The organism is Marinifilum flexuosum, from assembly GCF_003610555.1.
Lineage (GTDB): Bacteria > Bacteroidota > Bacteroidia > Bacteroidales > Marinifilaceae > Marinifilum > Marinifilum flexuosum.
This window is the reverse complement of sequence record NZ_RAPQ01000008.1, coordinates 503,476-517,267: the sequence shown is the minus strand read 5'-3', so window position 1 is coordinate 517,267 and position 13,792 is coordinate 503,476. Positions and strand designations below refer to the sequence as shown.

The following is a 13,792-nucleotide window of genomic DNA, read 5'->3' as shown; positions in this document are numbered from 1 at the left end:
ATAGATTTATTGGATGATTAATTTGACAACTGATTTAATTATCCACTGGATTATTTCAAACAGAGCAAAAAAAAAGCTGTTTCATTCATTTGAAACAGCTCTTAGAATATTTTTAAATCTTATCTCTTCCCTTAATAAACTTCAAGAAATAATACTTCAACGGATTATCATACTTCAATTGTTTCCATGGTCGGCTACTGTGTGGCAAGTGTAAAACCGTATGTTTGCGAAGAATGTAATTTTTAAAGCCTAGCTTTCGCGACATTTTCGAAATGTACACATCAAACCAATCCTTTCCATCCGACAGCTCTCTAAAATCAAATGCTTTCAAATAATCCAAAGTAATTAATGTACAGCAAAAGCTCAATCTTTTACTGGTTTCCATAATCTCCGGATCTGATTCTTTTACAAAGTTGTACGGGAAATTGTATTTCTCATCGCGGTCAACCGTTACAGAAGCTACCATTCCACAAGAATCAAGCTCCTTGCTGTGCTTAAACAATTGTTCAATCGTATCTGGTTTTACCATCACATCCGATTCAATAATCAATAGCCCCGACTCATTTTTTATGGCCTCTTGCTGTGCTATCTGAAGAACCAATTTATAATTTGGGGATGGCGTATTGGTAATATCCTCCAGATTTACCAAAGTATAGTTCAAGCTTTCTTGGTGCTTGTCAAGATACTTTGTAGTTTCCTTTGTACTAAAATCGTTATAAATTTTGTAAGGAAATGAAACTGTTGATTTTGCAACAGCTTTAATGGTATCCTTGGTAGTATGTAAGGAATCTTTTACTGGTGTAATTATGGATAAATTCTTCATCTCGTTTTTCTTGTTTTCTATCGCCGACAATTTTGCAATTCTTAGCCCATTTATAAGTGCGTGATAATTGGGACTAAAAATTTCCCGAAAATACATCATTTTTTTCTACTTATTAATGAATTTCAGCGTTTTTTGTTGGAAGCTGCTTTCTATTTGAGATAGAGCAGTTCAGATCATTTGAAGTGCTTTAACTTTCGTGGCAATGCAGTTCAGAGCATCTGATGTGCTCTGCCATTTGTGGCAGTCTTGTTCAGAGCGTCTGAACTACTCTGCCATTTGTGGAAATACACTTCAGACCGTCTGAGGTACTCTGTCCTGTTGTGGCAATACAGTTCAGAGCGTCTGAACTGCTCTCCCATTTGTGGCAGCCTTGTTCAGAACGTCTGATGCACACTGCCATAAAAGAAAATGCACTTCAGACGGTCTGAAGTGCATTAACATATATAAACAACTCATTTTTAGGCATAAAATAACTATTCTTCATTGGCAGGACTTTCTACTTCTTCTACAACTTCCTCTGCCACCTTTTTCTTTCCGTTTGTTAATTTCGGAAACAGACGGTTGGCATAATTCTTTCCAAACAACTTGGTTGCATCTAAACTGTTGAATTCGTATTGCTTTTGCAATTCATACTGAGCCAGTTCCTCATTGGCAACAGCCACTTTTTCTTCGGTTTTTTTCTCATTGTGAAATGCAATTGCTTCTCGCGATGCAGCAATGGCATTCTTCAACAATTCAACATGCGATAGCAGAACATGCCCTTCGCCCAAAGATTGTAAACGAAATAACAATTGTTCAGCAATTTCAACCTCTTTGGAATAGGAAGCATTGGTAATGTTTGATGGTTTTCCATCAGGAAAAAGTTGATTGAACACCGATCGACCAGGATTACTTCTATCGAACTGCTTTACACTACCCACCAAGTTTTTAATACAATCATCTAAAAGACTATCTTTTAGAACAATTGCATCGTAGGCCGCATAACGTGCCTTTACTTTCTGTACTCGATTTTTGATTTGAATTTCAAGATTCTCGATTTTGGGCTGAATGTTGCTTACCAAACTTTCAGCACCATTGGTTTGCTGACACAAACGAACATGTCTTTCGGCATAAGTGATTTGAGTTTCCGATGACATGCTATTTTTCAATAATGTTGCCATAACTAGATGGTTTAAATGATTAATTAATAACTTATCCTTATGAATTGTTCTTGCAGATACAGATGCCCGATCTCTACACGCCTTCTTTAATCACTTCCATCATTTCAACATCACTTTTTCTTGACCCAACACTCCTCAACTGTCTCTTTTCATGATCGGTATATTAAAATTAAACAAAACAGTAATACCAAACTAATGATAAATATCATGTTTTATGAAAGAATTATGGGGTTAAGTTGGCGAATTGCCTGATACAAAACTGAGAGTCTCACTCAAAGTGAGACCCTCAGAATAAATCGTGGTTTTGAGGCTTCTACTTTAAGTGGAGGTCTCAATTGAAAATATTTGCTTTGTTTTTAATTATAAATGTCTGGAGTAGTTTATCATGGTTAATTCAATTCTTGACATAAAGGAAGTACTATTGGTATCTCAAAACGAATTGTACTTACAGATGAATTGATCTCTTTAACATCTCCACCAACTTTTAAAATACTAGCAACTTTTATCCCTGCTCCAGCTTTTGCCTCATCAGTTGTTGTTACTGCAACATTAAATTCAACAGTTCTTATATTCTCAGATGACACAGTTGTCGCTCGCCTATTAATTTCAGGGCTAACAGTTGCGCCAAGTTCTTTTGTTGCTTCTTGAGCTTCTCTAACTCCATTCACAATTTCGACTAAAGAGTTCTTTATAAAATCTTTTAATTCCATAATTATATTTTTGATTTATCACAAAAATAACTAAAGTATATTTGTCATTACTGGATCTTAATCATACTAATTATTTATGGTTTGTCATTTCATTTATCATTACCTTTAAATACATTACAAATCTTAAAACCTTAATTAGTATGAAAAAAAAGAAAATTGATAATGATATTAAAATTGCAATTATTTTGATACCATTGCTAATTTTCATTACTATTTGGTTGCATAGTAAAATAGGTGATCTAGGTTTTTTATTTCTGATAGCAATTATATTATTTATTGGTAAACTACGAAGATAGTATTGCCTAGTTCATCCACTCTAGTATCTTTTTAATTACTCATTAGGGTTTTGATAAAAATCTCAACACAATACATTTAGTTGATTACTCGCTTAGCCGCATAAAAATACTTAGTGAATTTTCTGCTGTCAATTATTGAGAGCCTCACTCCAAGTGAAACCCTCATTATTCATTACCAATTGTCACCCTCCCCATCCATCACGGTCCAGGCTTCTGTACTGAATGGCTTCGGCCAAATGATCGCTTTCTATGTTTTCCGAACCAGCCAGGTCAGCTATGGTTCTCGAAACTTTCAAGATTCTGTCGTAAGCACGAGCCGATAATCCCACTTTCTCCATGGCGGTTTTCAACAAAGCATTACCAGCTTCATCAGGCTGGCAATACTTTCGCAACAGTTTGGAGCTCATTTGCGCATTGCAATGCATGCCCTCCTCCTCTTTAAATCGCTCTTCCTGAATTTGTCGGGCATGTTCTACCCTTGCTCTTATCTCTTCACTTTTTTCCGACAACTGGGTATCCGATATCTTGTCGAAAGTAACGGGAACCACTTCAATATGAATGTCTATTCGGTCCAATAACGGACCACTAATTTTACTCAGGTATTTTTGTACCATTCCCGGTGCACACAAACAATCTTTCTCGGGATGATTGTAATATCCACAAGGGCATGGGTTCATGGAAGATATCAGCATGGTACTTGCCGGGTAATCTACCGTGAACTTGGCTCGCGATATGGTAATGCTTCGGTCCTCTAAAGGTTGACGCATTACCTCTAAAACGGTTCGCTTGAACTCGGGCAACTCATCTAAAAACAACACACCATTGTGCGAAAGAGAAATTTCTCCGGGCTGCGGATAAGTTCCTCCACCAACTAATGCAACATCCGATATGGTATGGTGCGGAGAACGAAACGGACGCTGAGTAATTAACGAACTGTCCTTCTCTAAAGTTCCTGCTACGGAATGTATTTTGGTTGTTTCCAATGCCTCCTGCAAACTAAGCGGTGGCAGAATGCCTGGAATACGTTTTGCCAACATGGTTTTTCCTGCACCTGGTGGGCCAATCATGATAATGTTGTGACCTCCGGCTGCAGCAATCTCCAAAGCTCTTTTCACATTCTCCTGCCCTTTTACATCGGCAAAATCGTGAGGAAACTTATTCAGATGGGCATAAAACTCTGCTCTTGTATCAACCTCGGTAGGTTTTATTTCTGCATCCCCTTTCAAAAAGCCAATTACCTCGCTTATATTATCGGCTCCATATATTTTCAACTTGTTTACAACGGCAGCTTCGCGAGCATTGGCTTTTGGGAGAATCAAGCCTTCGAAGCCTTCCTCTCTCGCCTGAATAGCCATGGGCAACACTCCTTTTATGGGCACCAAACTACCATCAAGCGACAATTCGCCCATAATCACAAACTTCTCCAGTTTATCGCAGGAGATTTGTTCCGTCGCAGTCAAAATTCCAATGGCAAGTGGCAAATCATAAGCCGAACCTTCTTTTCGAATATCGGCAGGAGCCATATTGATTATGATTTTCTTCCCTGGAATTTTATAGCCTACTTCGCGCAAAGCAGAATCGATTCGTTGCTGACTTTCCTTCACAGCATTATCCGGTAATCCTACAAGAGAGAAGCGCACACCCGGAAAAACATTTACCTCAATGGTAATTGTGGTGGCATGAATGCCGTATACGGCACTTCCATAAGTCTTAACAAGCATAGTTTGATTATCTTATATATAGAATGATTCTATGAATATAACAATAATCCACAATCCATCAAAACATAATTCAAAATGAAATATTTAAAATAGCATTGAATATTAATGAATTCATAAGTTTAAAATCAATACAATAAGTAAAGACACCCTTGATCTTCCTGACTAAAACTGCTTATTCTAGTACGAAGATTGTATAAATTAAAAAAGCTGCAACAGAAATCTGCTACAGCTTCAAATATTTTTAATTTTTCTCTTATTTCATCTTCGCTTCAATATACTGAATCAAGCAATGAATTGCTTTAATGTGAATTTCCTGAACCCTATCAGAGTATTCATTCCAAGGCACTCTAATTTCTACATCACACATTTCGGCCATTTTACCACCTGTTTTACCGGTTAATCCAACAACAGTCATTCCTTTTTCTTTGGCAGATTTAATCGCGTTTATCACATTAGCAGAGTTTCCTGAAGTACTTATTCCAAGTAAAACATCTCCTTTTTGTCCCATGGCTTCTACATATCTGGAAAAAATATAATCGAAACCATAATCATTGCCAACACAGGTAATATGACTAGGATCAGAAATCGAAACAGCTGCCATCCCTGGGCGTTCATCGCGAAATCGACCTGTTAATTCTTCAGCAAAATGCATGGCATCACACATTGATCCACCATTGCCACAAGAAATTACTTTGCCTCCATTTTGAATGGTTTCTGCCATGGCTTCCCCTGCTTTTTCTATGGCTGTAAAGTTCTCTTCCTTTGCCAAAAACTCATTTAAAACTGTCTGAGAATCAAGAAAACTTTGCTTTATATCGTTTATGATCATGTTTTTTAAATTTTTACCAAAAATACGAAACGCAGCGAGTAATTAAGAATAATGAGTTATAAATTAAAAATGGACTTTTCAAGTTTTATTTCTAAGTTTACTAATAAATCCAAAGTTTAATACATGCTACCAATAAAACAGAGACTTTACGAAGTAATTTTTGAGGCCGATACCAGAATAGGAAAGTTTTTCGATCTTGCCTTACTAATCGTTATTCTGCTTAGTATTCTGTTTGTAATGTTGGAGAGTGTTCCATCTATCGAAAACAAGTATCATGATTTTTTAAAAATCGCAGAATGGATCATTACCATTATTTTTAGTTTGGAATACATTATCAGAATCTGGATTGTAAGACACCCGCGAAAATATATTTTTAGCTTTTATGGTGTTATTGATCTATTGTCGGTATTACCAAGTTATTTGGCACTGTTCTTTGCTGGCACACAAGGTTTAATGGTAATTCGTGCTCTTCGACTGCTTAGGATTTTCAGAATTTTAAAACTAAATCGATATTTGAAAGAAAGTGCAATTATCATTCGAGCTTTAAGAGAAAGTCGCTATAAAATATCCGTTTTCTTATTTGGTGTATTGACACTAGTGATCATTATTGGTACGGTAATGTATTTGGTAGAGGGAGCCGAACATGGTTTTACCAGCATTCCCCGTGGCATTTATTGGGCCGTAGTTACTCTAACCACGGTTGGCTACGGTGATATCTCGCCTGTTACCTCGCTGGGACAGTTTTTAGCAAGTATGGTAATGATTATTGGTTACGCAATTATTGCAGTTCCAACAGGGATTGTAACCGCTGAACTTACCAAGCACAATACCAAAGAAACCTCAACTCAGGTTTGCCCAGAGTGTTTGTCGGAAGGACATAATCATGATGCAAAATATTGCAGCGAGTGCGGAGCAAAACTCAACTAATTCAGAACCGATATTTTACATTTTTTAACCTATTGATCCTTGTGAATTATCAGAGCAAATTCAGATTTTATAGGTATATTTGTAGGTCTCTTTAAACAACAATGAATAAGGAAATTTATTTTGTTGAGAGAAGAATAACAATCACCTATACCACTTATTAACAAAAAGGTATAAAACAACTTATTATGGGATTTACTAGCGGTTTCTTTAAAAAACCTCAACATAAGAGATTTAATTTACAGCCTCGTTATTGGGACCCTGCCAAGGAAGAAAGAGAAGAGCGTGAACGAAGAGTTAAATCGGAACTTGGAATTAAGGATGAAAATGGACAGTACATTCCCAATATAAAGGGGAGAATGAAAAGTGAATTGCGCCATAAATATTCTGATGCAAGAGGTACAAGACAAAAATCAAATGTTCGATTAATAATCATCTTTGTGATTCTTGCCGTTGCAGCCTATGTATATGTTTTTGGTTGGGATGAGTTGATAGAAAGGATTATTGGTGGTATGGAGAGTTTAAAATCTAATCGCTAACGTCAAATTTCAAACTAATATATGTCAGATTTGATACAGATACTACCAGACAACGTTGCCAATCAAATTGCAGCGGGTGAGGTGGTACAAAGGCCGGCTTCGGTGGTAAAAGAGCTTGTTGAAAATGCGATAGATGCCGGTGCTAGTTCCATTAAAATTAATTTAAAAGACGCAGGTAAAACCCTAATTCAGGTTATTGATAATGGGTGCGGTATGTCGGTTACGGATGCACGTTTGGCATTTGAAAGACATGCAACTTCGAAAATACGCAAAGCTGGTGATTTGTTTGGTATTCGTACCATGGGGTTTCGCGGTGAAGCTCTGGCTTCCATTGCGGCTATTGCCAATGTAGAACTAAAAACCAAACGAACCGAAGATGAACTTGGTACTCATATTGTAATTGATGGTTCCGAATTGGTTTCTCAAGAGGCCTCAGCATGCAGCGACGGAAGTAATTTCATCGTAAAAAACCTGTTTTTCAATGTTCCTGCTCGTCGTAAATTCCTGAAAGCGAATTCAACGGAACTTCGAAATATTATTACGGAATTTCACAGGATCGTTCTATCACATCCTGATATTGCATTTACATTAATTCACAACGAAAGTGAAGTTTACAATCTTCCTGCATCGCATATTCGTCAACGAATTATTAATGTTTTTGGGAAAAGCATGAATTCCCGCTTAATCAGCATTAATACCGATACAAGTATTGTAAACCTTACCGGATTTATTGGGAAACCCAAAAATGCAAAGAAAAATACCGGAGAACAATTCTTTTTCGTAAACAATCGTTTCATGCGACATCCTTATTTCTACAAGGCTGTTATTCAGGCTTACGATAAAATTTTGCCTCCTGAAACCATTCCTCCGTATTTTATCTTTTTCGAGGTAGATCCTAAAATTATCGATATCAACATTCATCCTACCAAAACGGAAATAAAGTTTGAGGATGAAAGAGCCATATATCAAATTATTCAAGCTTCAATTCGTGAAGCATTGGGAAAATTCAATATTGTTCCTTCTATCGATTTTGATGAGGATACAAGTCTGGAAATTCCTGTTGCTGATGAAAGCACCGAAGTGGAAGCTCCATTGATTAAGGTTAATCCTGAGTTTAATCCTTTTGAAGCAGAATCGAACTACAATCCTTTTGATTCAGAAAAGAGTTACAATCCTTTCGAACAATCGGCAAGTTCCATCGAGTCAAATCCATTTTTCCAGGAATTCAAAGCTAAAAGTCCTGAGCCTTCTGTAAGCAGAGCTCCCAAAAAGCAAATTCCTGACGATTGGGAAAAATTATACGAAGATCAAACCCCTAAAGAAGAAGTTGTTGAAAAGCAGCCAGTAATCGACAGGGAAAATATTCCTGACTATTTCCAGGCCCCTGAAAAACCAATGCCTCAACAACCAAAACTTCAGGCTGTAGATCAACCTCAGAAGACAAAGAATTTTTTCCAACTGAAAAACAAATATATCTTAACACCTATCCGATCTGGTTTAATGATTATCGACCAGAGAAAGGCGCATGAAAGAATTTTATTTGAAAAGTTCATAAGTTCCCTGGAAAATCAACAGGGTATTGCACAACAAACCTTGTTTCCTCAAACCATAGAGCTAAATGCTTCTGATTACACTCTTTTACAAGTGATTTTAGAAGATGTAAAAGCTTTGGGATTTGACATTAGAGAATTTGGAAAGAAAACTTTCGTGATTAATGGAACTCCAGCCGATATTCAGAATTGTGATCCAAAAGAATTATTGGAAAACCTGTTGGCGAACTATAAAACCAATCAGCTCGATGTAAAACTGAAAGTGAGAGAGAATTTGGCAAAATCATTGGCTAAAGCTTCAGCTGTAAATTATGGAAAATCGCTTACCAACGAAGAGATGAGCTCGATTATCGATCAGCTTTTTGCTTGTAATGTTCCCAACTTTACACCCGATGGAAAGCCAGTAATTTCAGTTTTGGAAACACAAGAATTGGAAAATCGCTTTAAATAAGAGTAGAAATTCTACAAACAAGGCTTTTAGCCTGACAAACTGTCTTGCAATTATGAGCCTAAGCCTGTAATTTTAAATTGGTCTGACTATTGTTAGACTTCAACTGAATTTTAAAAGCATATCGAATGACAAACTATAGACCTCCACTGTTAAATTTACCTCCAGTGGTTAAAAATCTTTTGATCATAAATGTGATCGTATTTCTTGGCGCTTCTGTAGTTGGTAGCAAATTTGGCTTTGACATAGATCGTATTTTGGCCTTACACTTCTTCAAGTCAGAATACTTCAGGCCGCATCAATTCATCACCCACATGTTTATGCATGGAGGAATTGGTCATATCTTTTTTAACATGTTTGCTTTATTCATGTTCGGACGTGTATTGGAGAGTGTATGGGGACCAAAAAGATTTTTAACTTACTACCTAATTACAGGAATTGGAGCTGCATTACTCCACACCTTGGTAAATTGGTTTGATTACATGTCGATGAAGAATGCATTAGATGCATTTGTAAATACACCATCTCCTGATTTACTGTCTCAATTTGTACGTGAACATGTTGGACCAGTAAGACCTTGGGTGCATGACTTCATCAATCAATGGGCAGAATATCCAAACGATGCAAATACTACAAGTCAAGCAATCGACCTTGCAAAAAGAATGTTAGAAGGAAGCATAAATGTTCCTACTGTTGGAGCTTCAGGTGCTGTTTTTGGAATTCTTTTGGCCTTTGGTATGTTATTCCCAAATACAGAATTGATGTTAATATTCCCTCCTATTCCGATTAAAGCAAAATATTTTGTAATTGGCTATGGAGCTATTGAATTGTACATGGCTATTCAAAATAACCCGACCGATAATATTGCACATTTTGCACACTTGGGAGGTATGATATTTGGCTTTATTCTAATTAAATATTGGCAAAAAAATTCGAAGCGTTTTTATTAAATTGCTTACAATAAAAATTAAGTAAGGAAGTTTATATCGATAATGAAGTTTGATTATGAACATGAACTTTAACAATCCATATCAGAGCTATTCCCATCAAAACATTTGGGAAGGAATAAAGAGTTCCTTTAAAGAAGGAAGCAATCTTACCAAGTTAATTTACATTAACCTGGGCTTATTTCTTGTTATAAAACTTGTGCAGATCGTTGGCATGCTAACAGGCTCTACTATCGATGATGTAATTGTTCGCCAATTAATGGTTCCTGCTTATCCTGAAACATTAATCAGACAACCTTGGTCAGTATTTACTTATATGTTTCTACATACTGAGTTTTTGCATATTTTAATGAACATGTTATGGTTTTTCTGGTTTGGTAGAATATTCCTGACCTATCTCGATCAAAAAAAACTATTAAGTGTTTACCTTATTGGTGGATTAACAGGGGCAGCAATCTATATTTTCTCCTACAACCTATTTCCCGCACTACAAGATGCTAAGTTTATTGCATATGCACTAGGAGCTTCTGCATCGGTAATGGCAGTTGTATTTGCTGTGGTTGTATATGCTCCAAACCATACCATTCATTTAATATTTATAGGTCCTGTGAAAATTAAATACGTTGCATTGTTCTTTATTGTAACGGATTTACTATACCTATCAGAAAGTGTGAATATTGGTGGACATATAGCCCATTTAGGTGGTGCTTTTTATGGTTGGCTGTTTATATCTCAATTGCGTAAAGGCAAAGACATTTCAAGTGGCTTTAATTCTTTGATAGATTCTTTCTTCAATTTATTTAGAAGAAAAAAGAAAATGAAAGTGAGCTATAAGAACACTCGCAAGATGTCTGATGAAGAATACAATAAATCTAAGAAAGTAAATCAGGAAGAATTAAACCGAATTTTAGATAAAATTGCTAAATCGGGATATGATAGCTTAAGCAAAGAGGAGAAAGAAATTCTATTTAAATCAAGCAATCAAAAGTAAATCCTACATTGAAAAATTTCCTCCATAAAGCCCTGGTTGCATTTAGTCTGATTTTTTCAGGCTCCTTGCTTATTTCTTACATCGCTCCACATATTAGTCCCGAGGATTTTTGGTTACCAGCCTTTTGGGGATTAGCATATCCATATTTGCTTTTGGCAAATATAATTTTCGCTGTTTATTGGATGCTAAGAAGGCGTTGGAGCTTTCTAATCCCGTTGCTTGTGATAGTAATAGGCTATGGTCATCTGCAAAATTTTATTCAAATCAACAGATCAAATTCGGAAGAAAGCAAGTCGCCATCCATTAAAATAATGACTTACAATGTTAGAGCTTTCGATAAATACGAGTGGAGCAAAGACAAGAAAACACCAAATAAAATGGTGGAGCTATTAAAGCAGAACAAAGCTGATGTTTATTGTTTTCAGGAATTTCATTATACACGAAACGGATTACTTAGTCTGTATAACCTTAAAAAAAATACCGCTTGTAAATATTTGTTTTTAGGTGAAAAGGCCAATGGAGTAGCCATTTTCTCCAAGTATCCAATTGTGAGAAAAGGAGAAATTAAATTTGAAAAAGGCAATTGGTGCAATGCCATTTATGCTGATATCAAAAAAAATGGAAAAATAGTAAGAGTATATAACCTTCATTTGGAATCGAACCGATTGGGAGGTAGAAACTATGCTTTCATCAACAAGAAAGAGTTTAAAGCTGACGAGGAAGAATTAAAAGAAATTAAAGATATTTCATTCCGCCTACAACATGCTTTTATTCGCAGAGCCAAGCAAGCAGAAATCATCAGGGGACATATCGCTAAATCTCCTCATCCAACAATTGTTTGTGGTGATTTTAATGATACAGCGCAATCCTATACCTATCACAAAATTAAAGATGGATTAATCGACTGTTTTAGAGAAAAAGGCTTAGGTATTGGAACAACTTATTCTGGTGATTTTCCCTCTTTTAGAATTGATTTTGTTTTGCATGATGAGAATATGATATGCTATAATTACAAGCGAATCAAGAAGAAATATTCCGATCACTTTCCAATAATCACAGAACTTAATTTTGTAGAGAAATAAATTAATTCTTTAAAACCAATTCGCGTGTAGAAACGTGAATATTATAATCTTTGGTTTGATATTTAGCTACAATATTCAAGGTAGTATCTAATTTTACCTGCGAATCCAATAGGAATTCATAACGGGCAGATCCTCCTTTTGCATAATATGGTTTGGCAGCAGGTGGAATATATTTATCCTTCATTAACTCTGTGATGTAGAACACCACATTTTTAGAATAATTACTTAGAAATAATTTTAAAATGATTCGATCTGATTTTTCCAATTTTTGAACTTCAATTTCAGGAAACCTCTCACGCAAACTACCATCACGTTTATATTCCTTGAGTCCAATTCCAGGCTGACCTTTCATATATGGTGTTTCAGCCCAAATTTTACCATTGGCATAATACTTTTTCTGAATCCCATCTTTTTCATCTTTGAGGTATGGCGTTAAGCTGTAGATGTTCCCATTTTTGTGATATTTTTTTGCAACACCACTCTTTTCATCATCGACATACATAATTTCATCGCTCAATACACCTGAAGAATAGTAATACCGTGTAACTCCATTACGAACACCATTTTGATAGGTAATCTCTGCTGACAACCTGTTTTGCTCATCATACTTTTTGACCACCCCATTTTCCACAAAATCCTGATCTTTCGTTGAGTTACGATCAGTTTTTTGCTCGCAGGCAAACAAAATTAAAGTAAAAAGGAATACAAATTTATATTTCATCAGGAGACTCTTAATTAGTGCTACCCATAAAGAATATGAGTTATTCCCAATAAAAGTATATTAAACATTGAAAACTTAAAAATTATTCCGTAACAAATAAGCTACATTAACTTCTTTCTTTTCAAAAGATATGATTGCAGTACATTACCAAAATCCTTTCGGATATCGGCTTCAATTAAATCAATTGAAAACTGACTACACAACAAATCCAATTCTGCAAAGAACTTTTGCTGCTCTTTCTGATACATTTCCTTAATATCCGTTGGGTTAAGTTTTAGGCTTTCACCTGTTTCCAAATCCACAAATTGGCTAGGGCGGTTTTCAAAGTTAAAATCCAATTCCAATTTATGATCACGCACAGCGAATAGGATTACCTCGTGTTTATTGAACCTCAAATGTTGCAAAGACTCCATGATTTCCTTTGGCGTTTCTGTTCCTGTAAAATCAGAAAAAACAATCACCAGCGATCGTTTGTGTAAACCTTCAGCCAAATGATGAAAGGTATCTGCAATTTTGGTTTCCCGATCCTTTCCTATCTCTTCTTCATTGTAAACCTTATGCAAGTGAGAATACATTAATTGAGCATGGGTAAGAGATAGTTTTGATGGAGTTAAAAGATCTATTTTATCAGAAAAGGTACAAAGCCCCACAGCGTCACGCTGCTTTCTTAACAAGTGAATTAAAGCCGCAGCACACAAAACAGAATACCCCAATTTGGTTTGATGTTTGCTTTTGTATGGAAACAGCATCGATGATGATGTATCAAGAATAATATGAGCTCGAAGATTGGTTTCTTCTTCAAATTGCTTTACGAACATCTTGTCACTCCTTGCATACAGTTTCCAATCAATATGCTTGGTCGATTCTCCTTTATTGTAAAGACGATGCTCGGCAAATTCAACCGAAAAACCATGGTATGGGCTACGATGCAAACCAATAAGAAACCCCTCCACAATTTGATGCGCAAGTAATTCCAAATTATCGAATTGTTCAAACTGTATCAGGTCAGATAATTGCTTTACCATTTTAATTTTTCAGATAAAAAAAGGGC

At 35.9% G+C, this 13,792-nt stretch carries 13 protein-coding genes; 6 read left to right on the top strand and 7 right to left on the bottom strand.

Annotated elements, in window-relative coordinates:
• Positions 1–112 precede the first annotated feature (112 nt).
• The 5 genes from BXY64_RS02230 to lpcA form a co-directional block, all read right to left on the bottom strand.
• Entirely contained in the window at positions 113–823 is a 711-nt protein-coding gene (locus BXY64_RS02230) for a glycosyltransferase family 2 protein (RefSeq protein WP_120238346.1), read from the bottom strand.
• A gap of 473 nt (positions 824–1,296) precedes the next feature.
• A complete protein-coding gene (locus tag BXY64_RS02225) occupies positions 1,297–1,983 on the bottom strand; it encodes a hypothetical protein (RefSeq protein WP_120238345.1) in 687 nt (228 codons plus the stop codon).
• A gap of 389 nt (positions 1,984–2,372) precedes the next feature.
• Positions 2,373–2,693, bottom strand: coding sequence for a hypothetical protein (locus BXY64_RS02220; RefSeq protein ID WP_120238344.1), 321 nt, complete (start codon positions 2,691–2,693; stop codon positions 2,373–2,375).
• Between the two features lie 478 nt (positions 2,694–3,171).
• Positions 3,172–4,710: a YifB family Mg chelatase-like AAA ATPase gene (locus BXY64_RS02215; protein ID WP_120238343.1), complete on the bottom strand. Its 1,539-nt coding sequence runs from the start codon at positions 4,708–4,710 to the stop codon at positions 3,172–3,174.
• 253 nt (positions 4,711–4,963) lie between these two features.
• Positions 4,964–5,539 (bottom strand): D-sedoheptulose 7-phosphate isomerase, encoded by a 576-nt coding sequence (gene lpcA, locus BXY64_RS02210; RefSeq protein WP_120238342.1) that lies wholly within the window; start codon positions 5,537–5,539, stop codon positions 4,964–4,966.
• Positions 5,540–5,662: 123 nt separating this feature from the next.
• On the opposite strand from lpcA, the gene BXY64_RS02205 reads away from it, so the two are divergent.
• The 6 genes from BXY64_RS02205 to BXY64_RS02180 all read left to right on the top strand — a co-directional run bounded on the left by BXY64_RS02205 (position 5,663) and on the right by BXY64_RS02180 (position 12,020).
• Positions 5,663–6,466 carry an ion transporter gene (locus BXY64_RS02205; RefSeq protein ID WP_120238341.1) on the top strand — a complete coding sequence of 268 codons (804 nt, stop codon included), beginning with the start codon at positions 5,663–5,665 and terminating at the stop codon, positions 6,464–6,466.
• 185 nt (positions 6,467–6,651) lie between these two features.
• On the top strand, positions 6,652–7,002 hold the full coding sequence (locus BXY64_RS02200) for a hypothetical protein (RefSeq protein WP_120238340.1): 351 nt from the start codon (positions 6,652–6,654) through the stop codon (positions 7,000–7,002).
• Positions 7,003–7,023: 21 nt separating this feature from the next.
• Positions 7,024–9,003: a DNA mismatch repair endonuclease MutL gene (gene mutL / locus BXY64_RS02195; protein ID WP_120238339.1), complete on the top strand. Its 1,980-nt coding sequence runs from the start codon at positions 7,024–7,026 to the stop codon at positions 9,001–9,003.
• Between the two features lie 125 nt (positions 9,004–9,128).
• Positions 9,129–9,950, top strand: coding sequence for a rhomboid family intramembrane serine protease (locus BXY64_RS02190; protein ID WP_120238338.1), 822 nt, complete (start codon positions 9,129–9,131; stop codon positions 9,948–9,950).
• 55 nt (positions 9,951–10,005) lie between these two features.
• Positions 10,006–10,938, top strand: coding sequence for a rhomboid family intramembrane serine protease (locus BXY64_RS02185; RefSeq protein WP_245996574.1), 933 nt, complete (start codon positions 10,006–10,008; stop codon positions 10,936–10,938).
• A gap of 221 nt (positions 10,939–11,159) precedes the next feature.
• Positions 11,160–12,020 carry an endonuclease/exonuclease/phosphatase family protein gene (locus BXY64_RS02180; protein WP_170150556.1) on the top strand — a complete coding sequence of 287 codons (861 nt, stop codon included), beginning with the start codon at positions 11,160–11,162 and terminating at the stop codon, positions 12,018–12,020.
• Position 12,021: 1 nt separating this feature from the next.
• On the opposite strand, the gene BXY64_RS02175 is transcribed toward BXY64_RS02180, so the two are convergent.
• Complete coding sequence (locus tag BXY64_RS02175) at positions 12,022–12,741, bottom strand: toxin-antitoxin system YwqK family antitoxin (protein ID WP_120238336.1); 720 nt, start codon at positions 12,739–12,741, stop codon at positions 12,022–12,024.
• A gap of 101 nt (positions 12,742–12,842) precedes the next feature.
• Positions 12,843–13,766 carry a DUF58 domain-containing protein gene (locus BXY64_RS02170; protein WP_120238335.1) on the bottom strand — a complete coding sequence of 308 codons (924 nt, stop codon included), beginning with the start codon at positions 13,764–13,766 and terminating at the stop codon, positions 12,843–12,845.
• Positions 13,767–13,792 lie beyond the last annotated feature (26 nt).

What these genes read in the sequence shown, in the direction of transcription:
- BXY64_RS02190 (WP_120238338.1), top strand. Translation starts at nt 9,129, where the DNA reads ATGACAAACTATAGACCTCCACTGTTAAATTTACCTCCAGTGGTTAAA.
- BXY64_RS02185 (WP_245996574.1), top strand. Translation starts at nt 10,006, where the DNA reads ATGAACATGAACTTTAACAATCCATATCAGAGCTATTCCCATCAAAAC.
- BXY64_RS02220 (WP_120238344.1), bottom strand. Translation starts at nt 2,693, where the DNA reads ATGGAATTAAAAGATTTTATAAAGAACTCTTTAGTCGAAATTGTGAAT.
- BXY64_RS02205 (WP_120238341.1), top strand. Translation starts at nt 5,663, where the DNA reads ATGCTACCAATAAAACAGAGACTTTACGAAGTAATTTTTGAGGCCGAT.
- lpcA (WP_120238342.1), bottom strand. Translation starts at nt 5,539, where the DNA reads ATGATCATAAACGATATAAAGCAAAGTTTTCTTGATTCTCAGACAGTT.
- BXY64_RS02230 (WP_120238346.1), bottom strand. Translation starts at nt 823, where the DNA reads ATGAAGAATTTATCCATAATTACACCAGTAAAAGATTCCTTACATACT.
- BXY64_RS02225 (WP_120238345.1), bottom strand. Translation starts at nt 1,983, where the DNA reads ATGGCAACATTATTGAAAAATAGCATGTCATCGGAAACTCAAATCACT.
- BXY64_RS02175 (WP_120238336.1), bottom strand. Translation starts at nt 12,741, where the DNA reads ATGAAATATAAATTTGTATTCCTTTTTACTTTAATTTTGTTTGCCTGC.
- mutL (WP_120238339.1), top strand. Translation starts at nt 7,024, where the DNA reads ATGTCAGATTTGATACAGATACTACCAGACAACGTTGCCAATCAAATT.
- BXY64_RS02170 (WP_120238335.1), bottom strand. Translation starts at nt 13,766, where the DNA reads ATGGTAAAGCAATTATCTGACCTGATACAGTTTGAACAATTCGATAAT.
- BXY64_RS02200 (WP_120238340.1), top strand. Translation starts at nt 6,652, where the DNA reads ATGGGATTTACTAGCGGTTTCTTTAAAAAACCTCAACATAAGAGATTT.
- BXY64_RS02215 (WP_120238343.1), bottom strand. Translation starts at nt 4,710, where the DNA reads ATGCTTGTTAAGACTTATGGAAGTGCCGTATACGGCATTCATGCCACC.